Annotated in this window: 27 protein-coding genes; all 27 read left to right on the top strand. The window is 52.6% G+C overall.

All coding sequences use genetic code 11. The features are described from left to right. The first annotated feature begins 3 nt into the window (after nucleotides 1-3). The 27 genes from FYJ64_RS05410 (at nucleotide 4) to FYJ64_RS05280 (ending at nucleotide 24,438) form a co-directional block, all read left to right on the top strand. On the top strand, nucleotides 4-183 hold the full coding sequence (locus FYJ64_RS05410; protein WP_154574189.1) for a hypothetical protein: 180 nt from the start codon (nucleotides 4-6) through the stop codon (nucleotides 181-183). Next, nucleotides 180-935, top strand: a complete 756-nt coding sequence (larE, locus tag FYJ64_RS05405) for an ATP-dependent sacrificial sulfur transferase LarE (protein ID WP_154574188.1) — start codon at nucleotides 180-182, stop codon at nucleotides 933-935. Before FYJ64_RS05410 ends, larE begins: the two co-directional genes overlap by 4 nt. Next, nucleotides 928-1,686 (top strand): nickel pincer cofactor biosynthesis protein LarB, encoded by a 759-nt coding sequence (gene larB / locus FYJ64_RS05400; protein WP_154574187.1) that lies wholly within the window; start codon nucleotides 928-930, stop codon nucleotides 1,684-1,686. The genes larE and larB overlap by 8 nt, the downstream gene beginning before the upstream one ends. Beyond that, complete coding sequence (larC, locus tag FYJ64_RS05395) at nucleotides 1,683-3,056, top strand: nickel pincer cofactor biosynthesis protein LarC (protein ID WP_154574186.1); 1,374 nt, start codon at nucleotides 1,683-1,685, stop codon at nucleotides 3,054-3,056. Before larB ends, larC begins: the two co-directional genes overlap by 4 nt. Further along, complete coding sequence (locus tag FYJ64_RS05390) at nucleotides 3,053-3,475, top strand: DUF3842 family protein (protein ID WP_154574185.1); 423 nt, start codon at nucleotides 3,053-3,055, stop codon at nucleotides 3,473-3,475. The genes larC and FYJ64_RS05390 overlap by 4 nt, the downstream gene beginning before the upstream one ends. Further along, nucleotides 3,472-4,668, top strand: a complete 1,197-nt coding sequence (gene coaBC, locus FYJ64_RS05385) for a bifunctional phosphopantothenoylcysteine decarboxylase/phosphopantothenate--cysteine ligase CoaBC (protein WP_154574184.1) — start codon at nucleotides 3,472-3,474, stop codon at nucleotides 4,666-4,668. Before FYJ64_RS05390 ends, coaBC begins: the two co-directional genes overlap by 4 nt. Before the next feature lie 198 nt (nucleotides 4,669-4,866). Further along, nucleotides 4,867-5,724, top strand: a complete 858-nt coding sequence (locus tag FYJ64_RS05380; RefSeq protein WP_154574183.1) for a putative manganese transporter — start codon at nucleotides 4,867-4,869, stop codon at nucleotides 5,722-5,724. A 13-nt stretch (nucleotides 5,725-5,737) separates the two neighbouring features. Beyond that, nucleotides 5,738-6,157 (top strand): Fur family transcriptional regulator, encoded by a 420-nt coding sequence (locus FYJ64_RS05375; RefSeq protein WP_154574182.1) that lies wholly within the window; start codon nucleotides 5,738-5,740, stop codon nucleotides 6,155-6,157. 189 nt (nucleotides 6,158-6,346) lie between these two features. Then, complete coding sequence (locus FYJ64_RS05370; RefSeq protein WP_154574181.1) at nucleotides 6,347-7,762, top strand: radical SAM/SPASM domain-containing protein; 1,416 nt, start codon at nucleotides 6,347-6,349, stop codon at nucleotides 7,760-7,762. Between the two features lie 361 nt (nucleotides 7,763-8,123). Next, complete coding sequence (locus FYJ64_RS05365) at nucleotides 8,124-8,819, top strand: iron-sulfur cluster assembly scaffold protein (RefSeq protein WP_154574180.1); 696 nt, start codon at nucleotides 8,124-8,126, stop codon at nucleotides 8,817-8,819. A gap of 12 nt (nucleotides 8,820-8,831) precedes the next feature. Continuing rightward, nucleotides 8,832-9,830, top strand: coding sequence for a GGGtGRT protein (locus FYJ64_RS05360; RefSeq protein ID WP_154574179.1), 999 nt, complete (start codon nucleotides 8,832-8,834; stop codon nucleotides 9,828-9,830). 215 nt (nucleotides 9,831-10,045) lie between these two features. Continuing rightward, complete coding sequence (locus FYJ64_RS05355) at nucleotides 10,046-10,273, top strand: hypothetical protein (protein ID WP_154574178.1); 228 nt, start codon at nucleotides 10,046-10,048, stop codon at nucleotides 10,271-10,273. 159 nt (nucleotides 10,274-10,432) lie between these two features. Further along, on the top strand, nucleotides 10,433-11,554 hold the full coding sequence (locus tag FYJ64_RS05350; RefSeq protein ID WP_154574177.1) for an ATP phosphoribosyltransferase regulatory subunit: 1,122 nt from the start codon (nucleotides 10,433-10,435) through the stop codon (nucleotides 11,552-11,554). After that, nucleotides 11,547-12,233, top strand: a complete 687-nt coding sequence (gene hisG, locus FYJ64_RS05345) for an ATP phosphoribosyltransferase (RefSeq protein ID WP_154574337.1) — start codon at nucleotides 11,547-11,549, stop codon at nucleotides 12,231-12,233. Before FYJ64_RS05350 ends, hisG begins: the two co-directional genes overlap by 8 nt. Further along, nucleotides 12,230-13,300 (top strand): histidinol-phosphate transaminase, encoded by a 1,071-nt coding sequence (gene hisC, locus FYJ64_RS05340; protein WP_328596990.1) that lies wholly within the window; start codon nucleotides 12,230-12,232, stop codon nucleotides 13,298-13,300. The genes hisG and hisC overlap by 4 nt, the downstream gene beginning before the upstream one ends. Beyond that, a complete protein-coding gene (gene hisB, locus FYJ64_RS05335) occupies nucleotides 13,297-13,884 on the top strand; it encodes an imidazoleglycerol-phosphate dehydratase HisB (protein WP_154574176.1) in 588 nt (195 codons plus the stop codon). The genes hisC and hisB overlap by 4 nt, the downstream gene beginning before the upstream one ends. Next, the gene (hisH, locus tag FYJ64_RS05330) at nucleotides 13,885-14,508 is read left to right on the top strand and encodes an imidazole glycerol phosphate synthase subunit HisH (protein ID WP_154574175.1); all 624 of its coding nucleotides are present in this window, start codon (nucleotides 13,885-13,887) and stop codon (nucleotides 14,506-14,508) included. It abuts the gene before it with no gap. A 2-nt stretch (nucleotides 14,509-14,510) separates the two neighbouring features. After that, nucleotides 14,511-15,233 (top strand): 1-(5-phosphoribosyl)-5-[(5-phosphoribosylamino)methylideneamino]imidazole-4-carboxamide isomerase, encoded by a 723-nt coding sequence (gene hisA / locus FYJ64_RS05325; protein WP_154574174.1) that lies wholly within the window; start codon nucleotides 14,511-14,513, stop codon nucleotides 15,231-15,233. Between the two features lie 27 nt (nucleotides 15,234-15,260). Further along, nucleotides 15,261-16,019: an imidazole glycerol phosphate synthase subunit HisF gene (gene hisF, locus FYJ64_RS05320; protein ID WP_154574173.1), complete on the top strand. Its 759-nt coding sequence runs from the start codon at nucleotides 15,261-15,263 to the stop codon at nucleotides 16,017-16,019. 3 nt (nucleotides 16,020-16,022) lie between these two features. Then, complete coding sequence (gene hisIE, locus FYJ64_RS05315; RefSeq protein WP_154574172.1) at nucleotides 16,023-16,697, top strand: bifunctional phosphoribosyl-AMP cyclohydrolase/phosphoribosyl-ATP diphosphatase HisIE; 675 nt, start codon at nucleotides 16,023-16,025, stop codon at nucleotides 16,695-16,697. Further along, nucleotides 16,694-17,464: a histidinol-phosphatase gene (locus FYJ64_RS05310; protein WP_154574171.1), complete on the top strand. Its 771-nt coding sequence runs from the start codon at nucleotides 16,694-16,696 to the stop codon at nucleotides 17,462-17,464. The genes hisIE and FYJ64_RS05310 overlap by 4 nt, the downstream gene beginning before the upstream one ends. A gap of 304 nt (nucleotides 17,465-17,768) precedes the next feature. Further along, entirely contained in the window at nucleotides 17,769-18,878 is a 1,110-nt protein-coding gene (tig, locus tag FYJ64_RS05305; protein ID WP_154574170.1) for a trigger factor, read from the top strand. Nucleotides 18,879-19,065: 187 nt separating this feature from the next. Beyond that, nucleotides 19,066-19,599: a transcriptional regulator NrdR gene (nrdR, locus tag FYJ64_RS05300; protein ID WP_154574169.1), complete on the top strand. Its 534-nt coding sequence runs from the start codon at nucleotides 19,066-19,068 to the stop codon at nucleotides 19,597-19,599. Then, on the top strand, nucleotides 19,586-20,257 hold the full coding sequence (gene cmk / locus FYJ64_RS05295; protein WP_154574168.1) for a (d)CMP kinase: 672 nt from the start codon (nucleotides 19,586-19,588) through the stop codon (nucleotides 20,255-20,257). The genes nrdR and cmk overlap by 14 nt, the downstream gene beginning before the upstream one ends. A 123-nt stretch (nucleotides 20,258-20,380) precedes the next feature. Continuing rightward, nucleotides 20,381-21,064, top strand: a complete 684-nt coding sequence (gene radC, locus FYJ64_RS05290) for a RadC family protein (RefSeq protein WP_154574167.1) — start codon at nucleotides 20,381-20,383, stop codon at nucleotides 21,062-21,064. Between the two features lie 23 nt (nucleotides 21,065-21,087). Next, nucleotides 21,088-21,819, top strand: coding sequence for a septum site-determining protein MinD (gene minD, locus FYJ64_RS05285; RefSeq protein WP_154574166.1), 732 nt, complete (start codon nucleotides 21,088-21,090; stop codon nucleotides 21,817-21,819). Nucleotides 21,820-21,825: 6 nt separating this feature from the next. Further along, a complete protein-coding gene (locus tag FYJ64_RS05280; RefSeq protein ID WP_154574165.1) occupies nucleotides 21,826-24,438 on the top strand; it encodes a CDP-glycerol glycerophosphotransferase family protein in 2,613 nt (870 codons plus the stop codon). Nucleotides 24,439-24,473: the final 35 nt, after the last annotated feature.

Raw genomic sequence — 24,473 nt, 5'->3', positions numbered from 1 at the left:
TCTTTGGCGCTGTACTATCCTTTACTTAAATGCGTGCCGGGGACAGGCACGGCAGTACCGGCGGCAGAGCAGAACAGCGCGCTGAAGCACCGGGGGGCGGGGCTGACCGCCCCCCGGCAGACCTGGGAATGGCTGTATAACAGCCGGACGCCGCTGATTCAGATGGAGGAACAAACAATATGACATTACAGGATTTTTTTCGCGAAAACAACAAAGTTGCACTCGGGTTCTCCGGAGGCGTTGACTCGTCGTATCTGCTTTATGCGGCGACCAAATATGGGGCGGACGTTCAGGCGTATTTTGTCAAAAGTCAGTTCCAGCCTGAGTTTGAGTTGGAGGACGCCCGGCGTCTTGCCGATGAAGTCGGAGCAGGACTTTGTATAATGGAGCTGGATGCGCTGTGCGATCCGGATGTCGCGAGGAATCCCGAGGACCGCTGCTACTATTGTAAAAACAACGTCTTTGGAAACATCCTTGCGCAGGCGGCAAAGGACGGCTATTCTGTAATCATTGACGGAACCAACGCTTCTGACGATGCATCGGATCGTCCGGGAACCCGCGCTCTGGCGGAAATGAAGGTCCGGTCGCCCCTTCGCGAATGCGGACTCACCAAGGACGATGTCCGACGCCTGTCCCGGGAGGCCGGACTGTTCACATGGAACAAGCCGTCCTATGCATGTCTCGCGACCCGCATTCCCCACGGCGAGGAAATCACAGATGATAAACTGCATCGTGTAGAGGGCGCGGAAAACGTGCTCCGAATGATGGGATTCTCTGATTTCCGGGTTCGCAAAAGAGGCGATACGGGGCTGATTCAGGTCCCGGAATGCCAGATGGTTTCAGTAATTCGGCTGCGTGAGGAAATCGCTCTGGGTATACGTCCCTATTTTGAAAAAATCGCTTTGGATCTTGAAGGAAGGAAAGCTCATGACTGAATCGGAGACAAGAGCACTGCTGCAGGCGGTTGCGGAAGGCTCATCCTCTGTGGAGGACGCAGTAATGAAACTGAAAATGGCGCCATATGATGATATCGATATCGCCAGATTGGACACTCACCGGGGACTGCGGCAGGGCATCGGTGAGGTAATTTACGGTGCGGGCAAAACTCCTGAACAGATCGACCGCATCGCTCATGCGCTGTGGAAGGACGGACAGAGGACGATCCTGATCACGCGTATGACACAGGAGGCCGCGGATGCGCTGACAAAGGACATTCCATTCACCTATTACAGCGATGCACATGCGGGAGTGGTCGGCTCGATGATCGAGCCGGACTGCGAAGGCACGGTACTTGTGATTACCGGCGGTACCAGTGATATCCCGGTCGCGGAGGAGGCTGCGATTACAGCGGAAACGTTGGGGAACAAAGTAGAGCGGGTGTTTGATGTGGGCGTTGCCGGAATTCACCGCCTGCTGAGCAACACGGATTCTATTATGGCAGCCAACGTTATCATCGCCATCGCAGGAATGGAAGGCGCGCTGGCCAGCGTCGTGGGCGGACTGGCGGACTGTCCGGTGATCGCCGTCCCCACAAGTGTAGGTTACGGGACGGCCTTCGGCGGAGTGACCGCCCTGCTTTCAATGCTGAATTCCTGCGCCAGCGGCGTCAGCGTCGTAAATATCGATAACGGGTTCGGCGCCGGCTATCTGGCCAGCATGATTAATCACAAAGGAGTTGCTGTATGAAAACTTTATATATTGAATGCAATATGGGCATCGCCGGCGATATGCTGATGGGAGCGCTGGCGGAAATCGCGCCGGCTGAAGCGGTTGAAAAGCTCCGCACTCTGAAAATCCCGGGAACAGAGATTTCATTTGAGCACGGCGAAAAGTGCGGCATCGGCGGAACGCGTGCGCACGTCCTGGTACACGGAGAGGAAGAGGGCAGCGTCGGGGAGCACGGCCACGGTGGACACGACCATGAAACGGAGCATGTTCATCACCACGGACACGGCGGACACGATCATGACACGGAGCATGCTCATCACCACAGCCACGGCGGACACGACCATGACGCGGAGCATGTTCATCACCACGAACACCATCATTATGGAATAGAGGATATCCGAAGCATTATCAACGGGCTCCCCGTGCCGGCATCGGTCAAAGAAAATGCTTTGGCCATTTACACACGTATCGCATCCGCGGAATCCAAGGTACATGGACAGCCGGTCAGTGAAATTCATTTCCACGAGGTCGGCGCTATGGACGCTGTCGCAGATGTGGTAGGTAACTGCTTTCTGCTGGAAGCCATCGGTGCAGAGCGCATCGTGAGCTCTCCGGTCAATGTTGGGTCAGGAAGCGTCCGGTGTGCGCACGGAATTCTTCCGGTGCCGGCTCCTGCAACTGCAGAAATCCTGAAGGGAACAGAATATTACAGTGATGAGATCCGGGGCGAGCTCTGTACGCCTACGGGTGCGGCAATCCTGACGCATTTTGCTGATGAGACTGCGGAGAGACCACGCATGAGGGTTGATTCTGTGGGTGTCGGTGCAGGAACAAAGGATTTTCCTAAGGCGAACATTCTGAGGGTTTTCCTGGGTGAAGCCCGGGAAACCTCCGGCGATGATGACGGAACACAGCCGGAAGTCAGAGATTTCCGGCCGGCTGCAGACGAAGAAATGTTTTGTGACAGCAGCGATGACTCTCAGATGGATCGGATCTGCGAACTCTCTGCGAATATCGATGACATGACCGGAGAAGAGCTTGGCTTTGCAATGGAACGGATCCTGGAAGCGGGAGCGCTGGACGTCTATTATACGCCCATAGTAATGAAGAAATCGAGACCGGCCGTGAAGCTGTCCTGCCTTTGCAGAAGGGAGAAAGCGAAAGCCATGGCGGAAGTGATCTTCAGACACACCCGCACCGCAGGGATCCGCAGACAGGATTTTGTGCGATACGTGCTGCAAAGAGAAAGTACGGAACGAGACGGTCTCCGGGTCAAGTCTTACCGCGGATACGGCGTGGAACGAAGCAAACCGGAATATGAAGATCTGGCGGAGCTGGCGCGGAGCCGGGACGGTTCGCTGATCGACATGAAGGGAGAGAAGGAATGATTATTGTTGCAATTGACGGTCAGGGCGGTCGGCTGGGAAGGGAACTGGTGAGTTCTCTGAGAAGGCGTTTTCCGGATGCAGTGATTCAGGCGATCGGGACGAACAGTGTGGCGACGGCAACGATGCTGAAGGCGGGCGCAAACGAAGGCGCGACGGGGGAGAATCCCGTGGTTGTCGCATGCCGTCACGCGGATTTTATTGTGGGACCGCTGGGAATAGTAATCGCGGATTCTCTGATGGGCGAGGTCACGCCCGGAATGGCGATGGCTGTATGCCAGAGCGCTGCGGTGCGTGTCCTGATCCCGATGAACATGTGCGACAATCTCATTGCGGGTGTCAACGCACAGTCGGGATCGGATCTGATTGAGGATGCCGTCGAGAAAATTGCGGCGGCTTGCGGAGAAAGGAAGCAGGCATGAATCTGAATGGAAGGACGGTAGTAATCGGAGTCAGTGGAGGAATAGCGGCGTACAAAACAGCGTATCTGGTCAGCCGCCTGCATAAGGCGGGGGCGGAGGTTCATGTGATTATGACAAAAAACGCCTGTGAGTTCATCACGCCGCTGACTTTTGAAACTCTCAGCGGCCGGGAGTGTGTGACTGACACTTTTGCGCGTAAGGGGCATTATGAAGTTGAGCATGTGGAACTGGCCAAGAAGGCGGATCTGATCATGGTTGCACCGGCAACGGCAAACGTTCTGGCGAAGCTGGCCTGTGGAATTGCGGATGATATGCTGACGACCACGGTTCTGGCCGCCTCCTGTCCTAAAATTGTGGTGCCTGCGATGAACACCGGAATGTATGAAAATCCGGTAACGCAGGATAATCTGGAGAAGCTCAGGGCTTACGGCTTTGAGGTGATCGAACCGGCTTCAGGGTATCTGGCCTGTGGCGACGTCGGAGCCGGCAAGATGCCTGAGCCGGAAGTGCTGTATGCATACGTGGAGAAGGCAATCGCCCGTCCGAAGGATATGACCGGAAAGCATGTGCTGGTTTCCGCGGGCGCGACGCGGGAGGCGATGGATCCGGTCCGCTTTATCACAAATCATTCAAGCGGCAAGATGGGATTCGCCATCGCGAAGGAGTATATGCTGCGGGGAGCGGACGTTACGATTGTGAAGGCGGCCGTCACTGCTGAGCCGCCGATGTTCTGCAACATCGTGGAAGCCGTGAGTGCTTCTGCGCTGTTTGACGAAATCACCTCCCGTGCGCCGGAAATGGACGTCATCGTGATGGCGGCCGCAGTATCGGATTATACGCCTGCCGAATATAAAGAGGAGAAGGTCAAGAAAAAGGACGGCGACCTTTCGATTCCTCTGGTACGAACCCGTGATATCCTGGCGTATCTCGGTGAACATCGCAGGGAAGGGCAGTTTCTCTGCGGATTTTCCATGGAAACGGAGAACCTGCTGGAGAATTCCCGCAGGAAACTGGAGCGCAAGCATGTAGATATGATCGTTGCAAATAATCTGAAGGACGACGGCGCGGGCTTCGGTACCGATACAAATCTCGTGACGCTGATCACCGCCAATACAGACGAGGCACATACCCTGATGAGCAAAGCCGATGTGGCAAAACTCATCGCGGACCGGATTCGGGAACTCCAGAACTGAAAGCATAGCCCGAAAAAAACGATGACGAGGGCGGGCCGGCCCCATATGGCTTTTGTCCTCGCCGCCGCGACTCCTCATGAATTTCCCGCCGCCAGACGACTTTTGCATATTGACAAAAGCAAATCTCCTGTTATAATACAAAATGCAACTGAGTTGCAAATGATATCAAGTTGCAAATAATGGGAAATATGGAGTTTTATGAAGGAAGCGATTATTGAGGCGGCGGTAGACAGCGTCAAGCTGGTTCCGTTTCTGTTTGTCACCTATCTGGTGATGGGAGCGCTGGAACGGGCTGCGGGTCGGCATGCCAGAGCAGTTATACAAGAGGCCGGGAAGGTCGGACCGATTTGGGGCGGCTTACTGGGTGCAATCCCGCAGTGCGGTTTTTCCGCGGCGGCGACGTATTTTTATGTGGGAAAGGTTGTTACACTGGGGACGCTTATCTCCATCTATTTGTCCACTTCGGATGAGATGCTTCCGATTTTTATTTCTGAGAAGGTTCCGGTCGGGACGATTGTGTCCATTATGGCAGCCAAGGTGATCATCGGCGTGATTTCCGGATATGCGGTGGAATTCTTTTTCGGATGGCTGGCCAGACGTCGCAGAGTGCCGAAAGGTTATGACGGTGAATCCGGACCGGGTTGCGGCTGTGGATGCGGGACGGGGCTCTTCATTGAATCTGTTCAGAAGACACTGCAGGTTTTCGCGTTCATTCTGCTTGTTTCAATCGTCATCGGATGCGCCATCGAAGCTGTTGGACACCAGGCAATTTCAGGTCTTTTTCAGGATCTGCCCGTTGCGGGTGAGCTGATTGCGGCACTTGTGGGGCTGATTCCCAACTGTGCGGCGTCCGTTGTGATCACGCAGATGTATCTGGAGGGGGTCATCGGCGCCGGTCCGATGATGAGCGGACTTCTGTGCAGCGCCGGAGTGGGCCTGCTTGTCCTGATTCGGGAAAATCATCACTGGAAGCAGGACGGAATGGTCATCGGAATCCTCTATGTGGTCAGCGTCTTCTGGGGCGTTGTGATTGAGGTTCTGGGAATCAGTTTTTAGGGAGAACAAAGTTATGGCAGGCAGAGAATATAAGACAAACAGCAGGATGAAAATTCTGGAGTTTCTTAAGGAGAACGGAGACCGTGCGGTCAGCGTCGCTCAGATTCAGGCGCATCTGGACGAGACGGGCGTTGCGGTGAACAAAACCACAATTTACCGTTATCTCGACAAGCTGGAAAGGGAAGGGACGGCAGCGCGTTTTGTAGAAGAAAACGGGAAAAAGACCTCCTATCAGCTGACGAACCGGGAGCGCAGGTGCAGCGAGCATCTGCATCTGAAATGCGTGCGCTGCGGCTGCATTCAGCATCTGGACTGCGGGTTCATGGATGAGATTGAAGAACATATCATGAAGGAACACGGGTTTCAGATCCAGTGCAGAAATTCAGTGATCTACGGCATATGCGCCGGCTGCCTCGGTCGGGGCGCGCGGTGAGCAATGCGGCAGCGACACGGCAGCAAAACAGAAATAACAATGGTGATAAACTTTGCCCGTTTGACAAAATTTTAGACAAACGGGCTTTTTTGTAAATAGGAATCCGCGAAAACATGCTTTATAATAAGCACAGATTCGGGAGAATTGTGATTTATGTTGGTAAAAATTTAGAGATTGGAGAGTAACATTATGGCGACAATGAAACATAAGATGGGACGCATGGCGTTCAGCAAAGCGTTTGATGTGGCTTACAATAAAGTTGGCAAGGATCGGCAGAAGGGAATGATGGACATTTTCAATCTCGCCGAAAAGTATATCAATAATCTGGGTATGGGCATAGATCTCAGCGGCATGAAAGCCTGCCTGGAGGACGAGAACAGTGCGCTGAACAAGTACATCTGCCGTATCATTGATGAGACCGACGAGCATGTTCTGAAAACATTCCTGCTGAATTTCCTCTATGAGGCGATGTTCTGCGGAACCAAGGTCATGCATGAGGCGAGGGAAAAGTATCAGTGCAATGTGCCATGGCTGATTCTGATGGATCCCACCAGCGCATGCAATCTGCACTGTACCGGATGCTGGGCGGCAGAGTACGGAAACCGTCTGAACCTCAGCGTTGAGGACATGGACAAGGTGATCCGCGAAGGCAAGGAACTGGGAATCTACTATTATATGTATACCGGCGGAGAGCCGCTGGTGCGGAAGGACGATCTGATCCGGCTTTGTGAGATGCATCCGGACTGCGCATTCATTTCCTTCACCAACGGAACGCTGGTGGACGAGGCTTTTGTTGCAGAGCTGAAGAGGGTCGGAAACCTCTACCTGGCCATTAGCCTGGAGGGCTTCGAGGAGGCTAACGATGACAGACGCGGCTCAGGAGTTTTCCAGAAGGTCATGCATGCGATGGATCTGCTGAAGGAGAACGGGTGCCTGTTCGGCACTTCGATTGCGTATACAAAGAATAATATCGACTATGTTACATCAGATGAATTCATTGATATGGAAATCCAGAAGGGCGTCAAGTTCTCGATGTATTTCCATCTGATGCCGGTAGGAAACGACGCATCGCCTGAGCTGATGCCGACGCCGGATCAGAGAATAATGATTAAGGACAGACTGAGACAGATCAGAGCGATGAAGGACGGTAAGGGACTGTTCTGCTTTGACTTCCAGAATGACGGAGAGTATGTGGGCGGCTGTATCGCCGGTGGTAGAAACTATTTCCATATCAACGCTAACGGAGATGCGGAGCCATGTGTGTTTATCCACTATTCCAACACGAATATCAAGAAGAATTCACTGCTTGAGATTCTGCAGTCACCGCTGTTTATGGCGTATCACAACAATCAGCCGTTCAACGACAATCATCTGAGGCCTTGTCCGATGCTGGAGAACCCGGACGTGCTGCCTAAGCTTGTTCATGAGAGCGGAGCGAAGTCCACAGATCTGCAGTCACCGGAGAGTGTAGAGCATCTTTGCGCCAAGTGCCGGGAGTATGCGGAATGCTGGAAACCGTATGCGGAAGAACTCTGGGACAAAGAAACTGGGAAGTCACTTCCGGGTGAGGCGGTTGAGCCGCCGAAGAAGGCAGTCAACCAGTAGCCGCGGGCTGATTCGATTTCCAGACGACCGGCTAAGAGTGGCCAGGTGCAGGCTGTCCCGCGCTTTTTGACAATCAGTTCGGGCTTTGAACAGAGGCGGCGCAGGGATGAATCCGATAAGACAGACCGGCATCGAAGGGTGCCGGTTTTTAGTTGCTAAAAAAATCAACTGATGCTATACTTAACTCATACCGGAGCGCGCGTCTGCAGCTGATGGGGCACAGGCGCACCTGCCGCGGCAATGTACGACGGCGGAGTCTCCGGAAGCAGGCGGTCGTTTTACCTTTGGCGGGTACTCCCTCCGGGAAGGCTGCGCTTCGCCTGAGTACGTGATTGCACTGTTTTTATGGAGGTTTTGGCTTATGATATATACAAAAGAAGTCGAAAGCATGTGTCCTGTTGGCAGGATGGATGCAACTCACGGTCCGTCTCCGATCCCGGAAGAGGGGAAATGGGTGCAGGCGAAGGAGATCAGCGATATTTCCGGCCTGACGCATGGCGTGGGCTGGTGTGCGCCGCAGCAGGGAGCATGTAAGCTGACTCTGAACGTGAAAGAAGGGATTATTCAGGAGGCTCTGATTGAAACCATCGGATGCTCCGGCATGACTCATTCCGCGGCTATGGCCGGAGAAATCCTTGTAGGGAAGACGATCCTGGAAGCGATGAACACCGACCTGGTCTGTGACGCAATCAATACTGCTATGCGCGAACTGTTCCTTCAGATTATCTACGGCAGAACACAGTCCGCATTCTCCGAGGACGGTCTGGCGGTCGGCGCCGGTCTGGAGGATCTCGGAAAAGGCACGATCAGCCAGGTGGGAACGATTCATTCCACGGCACTGAAGGGTCCCCGTTATCTGCAGCTGACAGAGGGATACATTCTGGAGCAGGGACTGGATAAGGACAATAACATTATCGGGTACAAATATATCAATACCGGGAAACTCCTGGAATTCATCAAGGACGGAATGGATCCGAAGGAAGCGATTGACAAGGCCACAGGCTCCTACGGAAGATTCGATGAAGCGGTCAAAAAGATCGATCCGAGGAAGGAATAGGAGGTGCGGACTATGGCAGTATTCGAGAACTACGAGAGAAGAATTGAAGGTATCGAGAAGGTCATGAGCCAGTACGGTATCGGCAGTCTCGACGAAGCGAGAAAAATATGTACAGATAAGGGATTTGACCCCTATGAAATCACTAAGGGCGTCCAGACCATCTGCTTTGAGGATGCCGCATGGGCTTACGTGCTGGGAGCGGCTATTGCGATAAAAAAAGGAGCGACGGACGCGAAAGATGCGGCTCGTGCTATCGGCGAGGGACTTCAGGCCTTCTGCATTCCGGGATCTGTCGCGGATGACCGGAAGGTGGGAATCGGGCACGGAAATCTGGCGTCCATGCTTCTTGATGAGGAGACCGAGTGCTTCGCGTTTCTGGCAGGACATGAATCCTTTGCCGCTGCAGAGGGAGCTATCGGAATCGCGAACTCTGCAAACAAAGTCAGAACGAAACCGCTCCGCGTCATTCTGAACGGTCTCGGAAAGGATGCCGCGAAGATTATCTCCAGAATCAACGGTTTCACCTACGTGAAAACAGAATTCGACTTTTTCACCGGGGAACTGAAAATTGTAGAGGAGGTTCCTTATTCCGACGGCGACCGGGCGAAGGTGAAATGCTACGGTGCATTTGACGTCAGAGAGGGCGTCGCGATTATGCATCATGAGAACGTGGATGTCTCCATTACCGGAAACTCCACGAACCCCACGAGATTCCAGCATCCTGTCGCGGGTACCTATAAAAAAGAACGTATCCAGCAGGGAAAGAAATACTTCTCTGTTGCTTCCGGCGGCGGTACAGGCAGAACTCTGCATCCTGACAACATGGCGGCGGGACCGTCTTCCTACGGAATGACCGACACCATGGGCAGAATGCATTCAGACGCACAGTTTGCGGGAAGTTCTTCCGTGCCGGCTCACGTTGAAATGATGGGTTTCATCGGCATGGGAAACAATCCGATGGTTGGTGCCAGTGTGGCCACTGCCGTCGCGGTGCAGGAGCACTGCAAATAAAACGGCGGACGGAGCCGCAGAGACATTACCGGCGGAGCGCCGTATTGTCTGACGCGCCGTGTGTCTGCGCAGCGGCTTGCCGCAGCCAATTGGCTTTTGTGAAAAACAACAAAAATACAGCCTGTTATTTAGGCTGTATTTTCAATTTTTGTGTTGTTTTTTGTATCAGATGTGGTATACTAATAGGCGTTAAGAGAACATGAAAGGAGATTGCAATGGAATATTTTCTGGATCACATCATCTATATCATAATTGCAGGACTGGTGATCGGTGCAATCTGCTGTGTCTGGGCTTTTGCCGCCGCCCGCTGGGAGGAACAGAAGAAGGCAGACGGAGAATCGAGCAGCGACGGCTGGAGCTGCAGCATGGGATGCAGCGGCTGTGCCCTGTCCGGAAACTGCGGCAAGCAGGAAAACAACCATACCAGCGCCCCTGTCCATTGACAGGAGGTGCGGTCTTGACGTGTATTGGCGCATGATGGCACCTTGACGAACTTTTTCGCCGGGGTGCTTTTTTTATGGCTGACGGGCAGATGCGGCGCGGAGTCTGAAAATGCTGAGCCCGGAGGCGTCCTCAATTCTATACTGGTGAAGGGAGAAATAATGAGAATCGACAGAAACCGAATGACAACGGAGGAGAAGACACAGCTTGAGCTGCATTCTCTGTATCAGAAATACGGCTATTCCCGATACAAGATGGGAAAATTCGAGGAATACGATCTGTATCTGAGGAACAAAGACTTTATCGGGACGGAAAACATCATCGCATTCAGCGATCTGAACGGGAGACTGATGGCGCTGAAGCCGGATCTTACTTTGTCCATCGTAAAAAATTACCGTTATCGTCCCGGCTTTGTGCAGAAGGTCTATTACAGCGAAAACATCTACAGGGCGTCCCAGAACTCCCGCCGCTATCGGGAGATCGCGCAGACCGGACTGGAGTGCCTGGGAGACGTCGGTCTGTATGACACCTTCGAGGTGACGATGCTGGCGCTCCGCTCGCTCGCGTCCATCCACAGCGACTACGTACTGGAGATTTCCCATATGGGCGTTGTGGCGGACCTGCTGAGGGATGTGGAGACAGAGGTGCAGGACAGAATCGTAGAGTGCATCGGAGAAAAAAACATCCACGAACTGAGAAAGGTCGCAGAGGAGAACGGAATTGCGGAGGAGACGATACGGGCGCTGGAGATGCTGGTATCCACTTACGGAGATCATAAGCGTGTGATCCGGAAAATGAGGGAACTGCCGCTGACGGAGAGGGGCAGAGAGGCGCTGGATCAGCTCAGCGACGTTGTCAGTCTGCTTGCTTCGTACAAGATGGCTTCCAGGGTGAACATTGATTTCTCCATCGTCAATGACCTGACCTATTACAGCGGGATCCTGTTCAAAGGCTTTGTGGAAGGTGTGCCGAAAGCGGTGCTTTCCGGCGGACGCTACGACAGACTGATGAGCCGAATGGGGAAGAAGGGCGGTGCACTGGGGTTTGCTGTCTATCTGGACGATTTGGATCGGATGGAGGGGAGCGACCGGGAATACGACGTGGATATCGTGTTCCTGTATACGCTTGAGGACGATCTGGGCGCGATGTACAAGGCTGTACGGCAGATGATTCAGGAGGGAAGTACGGTGCTGGTGGAGAAGGAAATCCCGGAGAAACTGCGTTACCGCAAATTGATCAGACTGGATGGAAGTGAGGTTGTGACGGTTGAAGAAAATGATTAATGTGGCGCTGCCGAAGGGCAGACTGGGCAAAAAAGTATACGATATGTTCGAGAAGGCCGGCTATGAGTGTCCGGCGATCAGAGAAGACAACCGGCGGCTGATCTTTGAGAATGAAGAAAAGGGAATACGCTATTTCTGGGTGAAACCTACCGATGTGACTATCTATGTGGAGCGAGGCGCCGCGGATATCGGTATTGCCGGAAAGGACATCATCCTGGAGTACGAGCCAGACGTGTTCGAACTGCTGGATCTCAACATGGGAAAATGCCGGATGGCTGTGGCGGCTCTGAAGGGGTACCACGACAATCCGGAGCGGACTCTCCGGGTGGCCAGCAAGTTCCCTAATATCGCATCGAACTATTATGCCAGGGAGAACAGGGACATCGACATCATCAAGCTTCACGGCAGTATCGAGCTTGCGCCGCTGGTAGGACTTTCCGACGTGATCGTGGACATTGTGGAGACGGGGAAGACGCTTAAGGAGAACAATCTTGAGGTCATAGAGACTGTCGTTCCCATCAGCGCCCGGCTGATCGCGAACAAGGCGAGCTTTCGGTTCAAGACCGGGGAGATTGAGGCGATTCGGGACGCTCTCGCAGAGGATGTGACAAAGGAAAACATGAAGGAGGCGCCGGAGGCGGTGAAGACCGGCGGAGAACAGAAAGGAGGCCGCAGGTGAGCAGATATCTGAATCAGAGATTTCGGACGCTGGACGCCTACACTCCCGGCGAACAGCCGAAGGACACCGTGTATACCAAACTGAACACCAATGAATCACCGTATCCGCCGGGACCGGAGACCCAAAAGGCCGTATGCAGCAGGGAGACGGCGCAGAGACTACGCCTGTACTCGGATCCGGATTCCGTCAGACTGAAGGACGCCATCGCGGACCGTTACGGCGTCGGAAAAAGCAATGTGTTTGTTTCCAACGGCTCTGACGATATCCTTAATTTCGCGTTCATGGCGTTTGCGGAGGACGGAGCGGTCTTCCCCGATATCACCTACGGATTTTATCCGGTTTTCGGCGATCTGCACCAGGTGAATTATACGCAGATTCCGCTGCGGGAGGATTTCACACTGAATCCGGAGGATTACAAAGGAAGGGGCGGAATGATCGTGATCGCGAATCCCAACGCGCCTACCGGTCTGGAGATCCGGCAGGAGGACATCGCGGATCTCTGTGCCTTCGATCCGGATCACGTCGTACTGATTGACGAAGCCTATGTTGATTTCGGCGGCACATCAGCGATTCCCCTGACAAAGGAATATGAAAACCTTCTGGTGGTGCAGACTTTCTCTAAATCACGGAGCCTTGCCGGAGCTCGTCTGGGCTATGCTATAGCGTCAGAGACGCTTATCGGAGATCTCGAGAGAATCAAATATTCCACCAACCCGTACAACGTCAATTCCATCACGGCAGCGGCGGGAGTAGCCGCAATCGGAGAGGACGACTACTATTCGGCGAACTGCCTGCGGACCATGTCTGTCCGTGAATGGACTACAGTTGAACTGGAGAAAGCGGGCTTTCAGGTTATTCCGTCCATTGCCAACTTTGTATTCGCCAAAAGCGACCGTATCGACGGCGGAACCCTTTATCGGAAACTAAAGGAACGGAAGATTCTGATAAGACACTTTGACAACCCGCGGATTACACAGTACAATAGAATCACCATCGGAACACAGGAGGAGATGGAACGGCTGATGGCCGCGATCCGTGAGATCCTGAGGGAGGAGGAGAGCATATGAGACGCAGCAGAATTGACAGAAGCACAACGGAAACCCAGATCAATCTGGCGCTGACCGTTGACGGCAGCGGACGATATGATGTGAATACCGGATGCGGTTTCCTCAACCATATGCTGGAGCTGTTCGCCCGTCACGGGCGATTCGACCTGTTCGTGGAATGTGCGGGAGACACTCACGTGGATTATCACCATACGGTGGAGGACATCGGAATCGCCCTGGGAGAGGCTTTTTATGAGGCTTTGGGGAACAAAGCCGGAATCCGGCGCTATGCGGATATCACGCTTCCCATGGACGAGGCGCTGATTCTCTGCGCAGTTGACATTTCCGGAAGAGATTATCTGGGCTTTGATGTGCAGATACCTACGCAGAAGGTGGGGGACATGGATACCGAACTGGTGAAGGAATTCTTTCTCGGATTTGTACGCAAGGCAGGAGTCACACTCCATTTCCGGCAGCTGGCAGGTGAAAATTCCCATCATATTATAGAAGGAATGTTCAAGGCCTTCGCAAGGGTAATGGGAGAGGCGGCCGCCATTGACGAAAAATACAGGGATGAGATCCCGTCAACGAAAGGTGTTCTTTAGATGATTGCAATAGTTGATTACGGAGTAGGAAATATATTTTCTCTTTACAGCTCGTTCCGGCATATCGGTGCGGATGCGCGGCTCAGCTCGGACCCCGGAGAAATCCGGCGGGCGGACAAGATCGTTCTGCCCGGCGTGGGCGCTTTCGGGGACGCTGCACGTAAGCTGCGGAACAGTGGGCTTGCAGACGTTGTTACTGAGGAGGCGGAGAAAGGGAAACCGCTTCTGGGGATCTGCCTGGGCATGCAGCTGCTCTTTGAGAAAAGCTTTGAATACGGGGAGCACAAAGGACTGGGACTGATTCCCGGATGTGTGGTTTCGATGGAACCGGTGGTGCCGGAAGGCTATAAGGTTCCGCATATTGGGTGGAACGCCCTTCACTTTCCGAAAGACAGGCCGAAGAGTCCGATTTTCAGGGATGTCCGGGAGGGCGACTTTGTTTACTTTGTGCATACCTACTACGGCACGGACTGCAGCGAAGCGGTGATTGCCACCACCGAGTACGGACCGGAACTCACCGCAGCGGTGTCCGCGGGCAGTGTTTACGGATTGCAGTTTCACCCGGAGAAAAGCGGGGAAACCGGCATGAAGATATTGAAAGCATTTTGTGACATGGAGGGATAACGATGAAGATTTTTCCGGCAATTGATCTGAAAGATGGACATGTGGTACGTCTGCTCAAGGGAGATTACAGCAAGATGACGGTATACGGGGAAGATCCGCTGGAGGTGGCGCGCGGTTTTCAGGATGCCGGGGCGGAGTTTCTTCATGTCGTGGATCTGGATGGTGCGAAGGATGGGAACACGCCTAATTTCGCTGCGGTCAGTGAAATTATCGAGGGGACGGATCTGAAGGTCGAGATCGGCGGAGGGATCCGGACCGAACAGATCGTGATGGAGTATGCATCTATCGGTGCGCTTCGCGTCATTATCGGAACCATGGCGATCAGGGATCCGGAGTTTACGGCCAGGATGATTCGCAGACACGGGAAAAACGTAGCGGTCGGAGTGGACATTGCCGGCGACAGGGTGGCGATTAACGGCTGGACGCAGGTGACCGAGACGACTGTAGATCAGATGTTTGAAACGCTCATTGATGACGGAGTGCATACGATTATCTGTACGGATATTTCTAAAGACGGTGCCATGGAGGGAACGAACATGGATCTGTATCGTCATCTTGTGAAGGAATACGGCGGCTACGCTGACATCATCGCATCGGGCGGGATTTCCTCGGAGAACGATCTGGAGCAGCTGGCGGAGATCGGCGTGGACGGCGTGATTATCGGAAAGGCGCTCTACACCGGGGCCATCGATCTTGCCGGAGCCGTAGAACGATACAATGAATAGACGGAAATGAACAGACGGAGCTGAGAGATGATAACAAAGAGAATCATACCGTGCCTGGACGTGCGGGACGGGAGAGTAGTGAAAGGCGTCAATTTCGAGGGACTTCAGGACGTCTCCTCTCCGGTGGATCTGGGCAGATATTATAGTGAAAACGGCGCGGACGAGCTGGTGTTTTACGACATTACCGCTTCTGCGGAAGGACGGAGGCTTTTCGCGGATATCCTGCGGGAGGTGGCTGCGACAATTTTTATTCCTCTGACAGTCGGCGGCGGAATCAATACGCTTGAGGATTTCGACAGAGTGCTGAAATGCGGGGCTGATAAAGTCTCGGTCAATTCCGGGGCGATCCGGGATCCGTCCCTGATCGGAAAGGCGGCTAAACTTTACGGAAACCAGTGCGTGGTGCTCTCTGTGGATGTGAAACGGGTGGACGGCAGGTTTACTGTATTCGCAAAAGGAGGCAGAGAGAACACGGGTATGGATGCCCTCGAATGGATCCGCAGAGGTGAGGCTGACGGAGCCGGGGAGATTGTGGTCAACAGTATAGATACAGACGGCGTGAAGTCGGGCTTTGATATCGAGATGCTGAAGGCTGTGGAGGAGATCGTTTCCGTTCCGGTAATCGCTTCCGGAGGCGCCGGGGGCATTCAGGACTTTATTGATCTGTTCCGGGAGATTCCGGATATCGATGCGGGCCTTGCAGCTTCGATTTTTCACTTTGGCGAGGTGCAGATCCCGGAACTGAAGAGACAGCTGGCGGAAGCCGGAATTAATGTAAGGAGATAGACGATGATTAATATAGATGAACTTAAATTCGATGACAGGGGACTGATTCCGGCAGTTGTGCAGGACGCTGTAACAAAGAGAGTGCTGACACTGGCCTACATGAACAGAGAAAGCCTTGAAATCACGCTGAAGGAAGGGAAAACCTGTTTCTGGTCACGGTCCCGGCAGGAATTGTGGAGGAAGGGTGAAACCTCCGGGAATTATCAGCATGTGAAGAGCATTATCGCAGACTGCGACCGGGATGCGCTGACGGTTCTGGTGGATAAGGACGGGCCTGCATGCCATCTGGGAACCGACTCCTGCTTTGAATATCCGCTGATGGGAGAAGTAGATCCGGGCTGCGGTGAGGAGCCGGGAAAGGATGACTTCTCTGTATATTCTTTGTATAAAATGCTGGAGGGACGGAAGGCAGAGATGCCGGAGGGTTCCTACACATCATACCTCTTTGAAAAGGGATTGGACAAGATCCTGAAAAAGGTCGGCGAGGAATCCACAGAGGTAATTATCGCCGGAAAGGCGGAGGATAAGGCGGAGACTGTTTATGAGATTGCGGATCTGGCTTATCACGTGCTGGTTCTGATGGTGGAGTTGGGAATCAGCGTGGAGGAGATCCGGAAGGAGCTTGCAGACCGCCACATCATCGACCACAAAGTGAAGCAGGAGAAAATGACGAAATGAGAATCCTGAACGCAGACGGAAGGTGGAATCTCCATACGCACACAAAATACTGCGACGGAAAGGACGAGCCGGAGACACTGGTGCGCCGGGCGATTGAGCTTGGCTTTACGAAGCTGGGGTTTTCCGGGCACGGCTACGCCCCATACGACACGGACGTCTGTATGAGCCTGGAGGGGACGGTGCAGTATCGGAACGAGATCCTCAAGCTGAAGAAAAAATACAGAGGCCAGATCCGGATCCTTCTCGGAATCGAGAAGGATTTTTACGGTGAACCGGACGATTTCCCCTACGATTTCGTCATCGGATCGGTGCATTATCTCAGGAAGAACGGCGTATACATGTGTGTGGAGGATACGCCGGAGCGGCTGATCCGGCAGACTGAAGAGCTTTTCGGCGGGGATTACAGAGCCGTGGCGGAGCAGTATTATGACACAGTGGCGCAGGTGGTGGAGAAGACCGGCTGCGACATCGTCGGGCATTTTGATATTGTAACAAAGTTTAACCGGGGGAACCGTTTCTTCGATGAGGACAGTGAATGGTACAGGAAAACGGCACTTTGCGCACTCAGAGAAGCAGCCCGGAACCGACCGGTTTTTGAAATCAATACAGGAGCTATGGCCAGAGGCTATATGGACCGTCCGTATCCTGCGCGGTTCCTGCTGGATGAAATCGATCGGCTGGACTGTCCGGTCCTGCTGTCCAGCGACTGTCACAGTGCGGCGATGCTGGATTACGGCTTTGAAACCCTGCGCCGTACTCTGGGCTGAAAACCGGACAAATGAATCAAAAAACCAAAAGGCCCTGATTTCAAGAAACAGGGTCTTTTGGTTGCGATATTTATTTAATTAAGAAAGAACGTTCAAAAGGGGGATTATTTTCCCTTCCTTTTGACAAACTAATTATATGCGAATTTGAATATGAATGCAAGCGGTTTTATGTGTTTTTTTAGTGAAATAAATTGATATCATTTGAAAATGTATATCCGTGATGGTAGAATTATGAAGTACGCTGAGGGCGGGACTGTCCGAGGCGAATTTTATCGCATATTAACGACACAGGAGAGATTTAGAGATGACAAAAAGAAAGAAGATTATCATTGGATGTTCGGCTGCGGTCGCAGTCATTGCGGTGATCATCCTGCTGATGGTGTTTGTATTCGATACGTTCGGCCTGTTTACCTCTGAGTATAAGCTGAACTATGACAAATACGTCAAGGTCGGCAACTATAAGGGACTGTCCTACGATAAGATCAAGGTTTCCGTAACCAACAAGGAAGTGAAGGCGCAGATCAAGAGCAACGTTTCGGCCAAAGCGACCACCAAATCCGTGAAAACCGGAACCGTCAAGGACGGAGACACCATCAACATATCCTATGTCGGAAAAGTGAACGGCAAGACCTTCAGCGGCGGAAGTGCGGAAAACAGCAATATCACCATCGGACAGACCTCCATGATCGACGGCTTTACAGACGGACTGATCGGGAAGAAAGTTGGAAGCAAGGTGAAGCTGAATCTGCGGTTCCCCAAGAACTATTCCGCAAACACCAAGCTGTCCAACAAGAAGGTCGTCTTCACCTTAACGATTAATTCCAAACAGGTTACGACAACGCCGAAATACAATCTTGCCTTTGTCAAGAAATACACGAGCTACAAGACACTGAAAGCATATGAGGCTTCCGTGAAGAAGGAGTTGCTGGCAACAAAGAAGTCTGAGAAGGAGAACGAGGTCAAGAACACTCTATGGAATCAGGTCGTCGCCTCCTCCAAGGTGAAGAAATATCCGCAGAAACAGCTTCAGTACGAGCAGGAACAGGTCATCGCCCGCTACAAGAAGATGGCCAAGAGCTATAACCTGTCCTGGTCGAAGTTCCTGAAGACCTACATGAAAACAGATTCCAAGAGCTTCAACAAGCAGGCGAAATCCTATGCGAAGAGTGTTGTGAAGCAGAAACTGGTCATGCACTCCATTGCCAAGAAGGAGGGTCTGAAGGTTACGAACAAGGAATATAAGAACTACCTGTCCAAGCTCCTAAAAGAGGCAGGTTTTACCGAGGAAAGCTTTAAGAGCCAGTACGGTCAGTCCATTGAAGAGTATGGAAAAGACAACGACTATAAGACCAATCTGCTGTTGCAGAAGGTTCTGAACAAGGTCATAAAGTACGGAAAAGAGAAATCTAAGTAAGGATGACTGCAGAAAATCGAATTCGGTTAAACTGCCGCGCCGGGCATCCGCAATCAGCGGAGCCGCAGCGACGCGGCGGTTTTTTTGTGTGAGGGGGAAAAAATATGGTAAAGCGGACGGATGTGTAGTAAAATGATAATGTACGGTCAGGCGGTAAGAATGGCCGTGCAGGCGAAGGAGGCAGAAGATGAAATGTCCGTTTTGTGAAAACGAGGATACCAAGGTAATCGATTCAAGGCCGACTGAGGACGGCCACGCGATCCGCCGCCGCCGGGGCTGTGAAAGATGCGGGAGGCGATTCACCACCTATGAGAAGGTGGAGGAATCCATTATCATGATCATCAAGAAGGACGGGAGACGGGAGGCTTTTGATCGCAGCAAGGTCGCAAACGGCATCATCAAGGCCTGTGAAAAGAGACCGGTCTCCATGGCGGAAATTGAGAGCATTACCAATAACATCGAGCGGGGACTCAGCAACCTGATGAAGAAGGAAGTCAAGAGCGAATTCATCGGTGAGCTTGTGATGGACGAACTGAAGAAGCTGGACGAGGTTGCCTACGTCCGGTTCGCGTCCGTGTACCGCCAGTTTACGGATGTCAATACATTCATTAAGGAAATTGAGAAACTGATGGGGAACAAGGATTCGAACGGCGGTGCATCGGCCGGCGCTGCCGGGGAAAATCCGGAAAGGGTGCAGGAAAATCAGAATGAGCAGCAGTGACAGCGTGATCAGAATCGCAATTGACGGACCCAGCGGAGCAGGGAAGAGCACCATAGCGAAGGCGGTGGCTGCGAGGCTGGGCATAGAATATGTCGATACCGGCGCCATGTATCGCGCCGTGGGATACAAAATGAAACGGGAAGGGATAGGCCCCGGAGAGGAGGAACGACTGGAAGCCGCTCTGACGGATACAGAAATCGACTTTCAGAACGGCGTAATCTGCCTGGATGGAGAGGATGTCAGCGGGCGGATCCGGACTCCTGAAATTTCTGAAGCTGCTTCGGTCTACTCGGCGATTCCCGCGGTGCGGGAGAAACTGGTGAGAGCGCAGCGCGAAATCGGCCACCGGCGCAGCGTTGTCATGGACGGCCGGGACATCGGAACCAATGTATTTCCCGATGCCCAGTTCAAATTCTACCTGACGGCGGATGCGGAGGAACGGGCCAGACGACGGTTCCTGGAACTTCAGGAAAAAGGCGGGACAGAGACGATGGAGCAGGTGCTGGAAGACATCCGGCAGAGGGATTATAACGATACCCACCGTGAACTGAATCCGCTGCGGAAGGCGGAGGACGCCATTGAGGTGGATTCCACGGACATGAGTCCGCAGGAAGTGATTGACGCTATTTACCGCCGGATTAAAGACGGGCAGAACTGAGACAGTTGCACTTGTGAGCGGGCGGAAACAATGGTATAATTTACATTACTGTATTCTTTTATGAGTGTTGTAAGACCTTAATTGAGTTAGATTGGTTTCAGGCGAAGGGATTTGGAGGTTATTATGCGTATCAAATCATTGCCTGAAGAAGAACGGCCATTGGAAAAACTTGCCAGATCGGGGCAGAAAACTCTGTCGAATGCAGAACTTCTGGCGCTGATCATTCACACGGGGACGCCGGGAGGTTCGGCCATACGCCTCGCGGAGAATGTTTTAAGTGTCTGTGCCCGGGGGTTGTCTGATCTCGGTGCGATTGAGATGGAGGAACTGACATCAATTCCGGGAATCGGGAAGAGCAAGGCAGCGACCGTGCTGGCTGCGATCGAGCTGGGAAAAAGAATAGCAACCAGTCCGGGAGCCCGGCGGCTGTCCGCATCGTCCGCAGACGAGGTGGCGGGGCTGTTCATGGAGACACTCCGGTATGAAAAGAAAGAGCACTTTAAGTCGGTTATGGTCAATTCCAGGGGAGATGTGATCTCAATTGATGATGTTTCCGTTGGAGAACTTTCCAGCACGGTGGTTCACCCGCGGGAGGTATTTCGTCAGGCGGTGCGCAGGAGCGCTGCCGGACTGATCTTTGTGCACAATCACCCCAGCGGCGATCCCACGCCCAGCGAGGAAGATGTCCTGACTACGAAGAGACTGATTGCGGGCGGAGAGGTTCTCGGAATTCGGGTGCTGGATCATATCGTGATTGGAGACGGCGCCTACGCCAGCCTCAGAGGAATGGGGCTTATAGAGCAATAGACAGAATCAAACGGAGGAAATCAATGAGCAAGGTGTATTTAGTAGCATCCGGAAAGGGCGGCACGGGAAAGACGATGTTTTCTGTGAACCTGGGTGCGTCTTATGCACAAAAGGGATATCGTGTCGTAGTGGTCGATATGGATATGGGACTCCGGAACCTGGATCTGTATCTCGGGCTGGAGAACAACGTTGTGTTTGACGTTTATGACGTAGTGACAGGGGTCTGCCCGATTCGTCAGGCGCTGATCCGGGATCGGCGCATCGACGGACTGTACATGATCGGATCTTCCCCGGAGCGGGACAAGGGCGACCTTACTCCGTTGCATATACAGGTTCTTTGTGAAAAACTGAAGGAGCAGTTTGACTATATCATCATCGATTCGCCGTCGGGTATCGACGACGGGCTTGTGCTCGCCAGCGCCGGCGCGGACGCGGCGATCATCGTTACGACGCCGGAATACGCAGCGCTTCGGGACGCTGATGCGGTAGACCGGGAACTGGTTCGGCTGGGCGTGAAGAAACGATATCTCGTTCTGAACAAACTGATTGCGGAAATGATGAACTCCGGTTATATTCCGCGGCTCCGGGTAATCAGTTCCATCATGCGGGCGAAGCTGATCGGAATAATCCAGTTCGATATGAACATCAACATATCGACCAATCTGGGGCAGCCTATTGTGCTGAAGAAAGGAACATATATTCAGCAGAATTTTGAAAACATCTGCGACAGGCTGATTGAGGAAGAGGGGAGATAAAGAGAGATGCGTTTGAGAGGTATCAGGAGAAGAGTGAAAAAGATCTGCCGTTCGGTGAGAGCGGCCCGGTATTCGGAGAAGGATATCCGTCTGATTGACATCACACAGAAAGCCGCCGAGATTAATAAAATCCTTGCGGAGACAGAGACCCCGTTTGTCGGATTCACAGATCCGCAGGCGGGTTTCGGAGAGGATTACTTTCTGAAACTTCTCAGAGAGCTTGTGATGGACGGAGAAGCGGATTCTGCGATTGGAAGTCTTTGCGACCACAAAGGGAACCCGGTTCCCTGTTCCGGAGACCCGAAGAAGGAATGTGTGCGGCTGGATGCGGAAACCAGGTTCACATTTGTGAACCTGCACCTTTGCGGGGTGGTCTGCCGGACGGAGGTGATCCGGAAGGCGGGGCTCCGCTTCGATGAAGAACTGAATTACTGCAGGGATGAGCTGTTTGCGGTACAGTTTGCTGAGCAGGCTCCTGTTTCCGTGCGCCTCAATCACTGCACATACAAAACCAGTCTTATTCTGGACGAGTCATCGGACATGACTCCGCAGAGCCAGAATATCGACTGGTATTTTGATTCTGCTGTAAAACTGATGGACAGGATGAAGAGAGACGGAAAGCTTTCGGAGATCGCCCAGTTTGCTCTGCTTTTTCTTCTCATACAGAGATTCCGTTCTAATCAGGGGCAGAAAATTAAAATGGTCTTTGATACGCCGGAGCGCTGCGTCGAATATCTGGAACAGGCCGGAGCAGTCATGAGAAATATCAGTGATGAGGTTCTCTGTATCCGGACAAGAGCGACAAAATGGGAGCGGTATAAGAAAATTTATCTGGCACAGCTGAGGAATCCGCATGAACCCCTGCGGTTTGACATCCGAAAGGATCGTGAGGACGCGCGGCTGTATCTCAGAGGCTCCGATGCGAAATCCGCGCTTTGCGGACTTTCGGATATCCGTCTCTCTGTTGTCATATTTCACTATGAAGCAGATTCTGCAGGCAGACCGGGTCTGGATATCATATTCCAGGTCATGCATTGCTATCCGTCAGATTCGTTTGAAGTTTATTTTGTACGCGAAGATGATGAAGGAGAAGAGAAATATAAGGCGAAGCTTCTGACGGAACTGGCGGGAACGGTGACATTCTTCGACCGGGACGCGGCGAGAAGAGACGCCTACCATGTGTTTGTCCCTGTGACAGGGGGAAGGCTGTCCGTTCGCGGAGAGATGCAGTTCGGGGAATATATTTATCCGAAACGGATCAGTTTTTCCGATGTCTGGCAGAACAAGCTGAGCAGCAACCTGGAGGGCAGCTACTGGTATACGGATTCCATGCTGATCGACTGCACAGACGGCATAATCCGGATTCGCCCGGCTTCAGAGGAAGCTCGGCAGACCGCCGAGAAAAAATATCTTGAGACACTCGAAAAACGCCTTGATTCCATGAAGGAGGGCACTCGGGAGAGAAAGCAGCTGCAGAAGGCGCTGCGGTGGCGAAAACTGTACTGGGAAACTTTTGAAAAATACAAAGACAGAAGGATCTGGACCTATAACGACAAGGCGTTCAAAGCCGGCGACAACGCTGAATACGCGCTGCGATACGCAGCCGGACAGAGTGACGGTATCGAAAAACTGTTTTACATTGAGAAAAGTGTGGACGGTGAGAGACTCCGGAAACAGGGATATACTGTGATGCGCCCCGGTACAGATGAGGCCGCGCTCGCGGCTCTGCACGCGGAAGTCATTTATATGACCCATGTTCCGCCGTATCGAAAGCTTGGGATTGCGGATGGTATGCTGAGGTATCTGAAGGATCTTATGAATCCCAAAATCATCCGGCTCTATCACGGTTTCCCGATTACCAGAAGCGCATCCTACGCACAGATGGCAAATGATGCAGCCGCTGTGGCTGTGGGATCCGCATATGAAAAGATTCTTTATACAAATGAGGAAAACTGTTTCCTACCAGAACAGATCATTGAGTCCGGGATGCCGCGATATGATGATCTGATTGATGACCGCAGGAAACAGATTCTGTTTGCTCCAACCTGGAGACCATCATTGTGCAGCGGCATAGGAAAAGACGGAAAACCGCGGTATAACAGTGACTATCGATCATCCGCGTATTTTCGCCTGTATGAACAGGTGCTGCGTGATGAGAGGCTTCTTGATACGGCGAAGAAGAACGGATATAAGATAAAGTTCTTCCTGCATCCCAAGATGAGTGCGCAGGCCGGAGACCATGAGTCTGATGAAACAGTGCAGTCTCTGAGTTGTACTGTGGATATCGATTACGTGACAATTATGCGTCAGAGCGATCTGATGGTTACGGATTACAGCAGCGTTCAATACGATTTTGCGTATATGCGCAAACCGGTTGTCTACTATCACGACCCTGCGCTGCCCTATTGGCGTATAACAAATTTCGATTATGAGGGAATCGGATTCGGCGAAATCTGCCGTTCCGCAGAACAGCTTGTTGCGGTGCTCTGCGACTATATGGAACACGGCTGTGTCCTGAAACCGGCATATGAAAAACGTATTGAGGATTTCTTCCTTCACGACGATCATCAGGCGGCGAAGCGGCTGTATGAAGCGACACGTGCGCTGACAGATAACTGATTCAAAAAAATGGATTTATATGATGAAAGACCCGG

The organism is Hornefia butyriciproducens, from assembly GCF_009695915.1.
GTDB lineage: Bacteria > Bacillota > Clostridia > Peptostreptococcales > Anaerovoracaceae > Aminicella > Aminicella butyriciproducens.
This window is presented reverse-complemented; position numbering and strand designations above follow the sequence as displayed.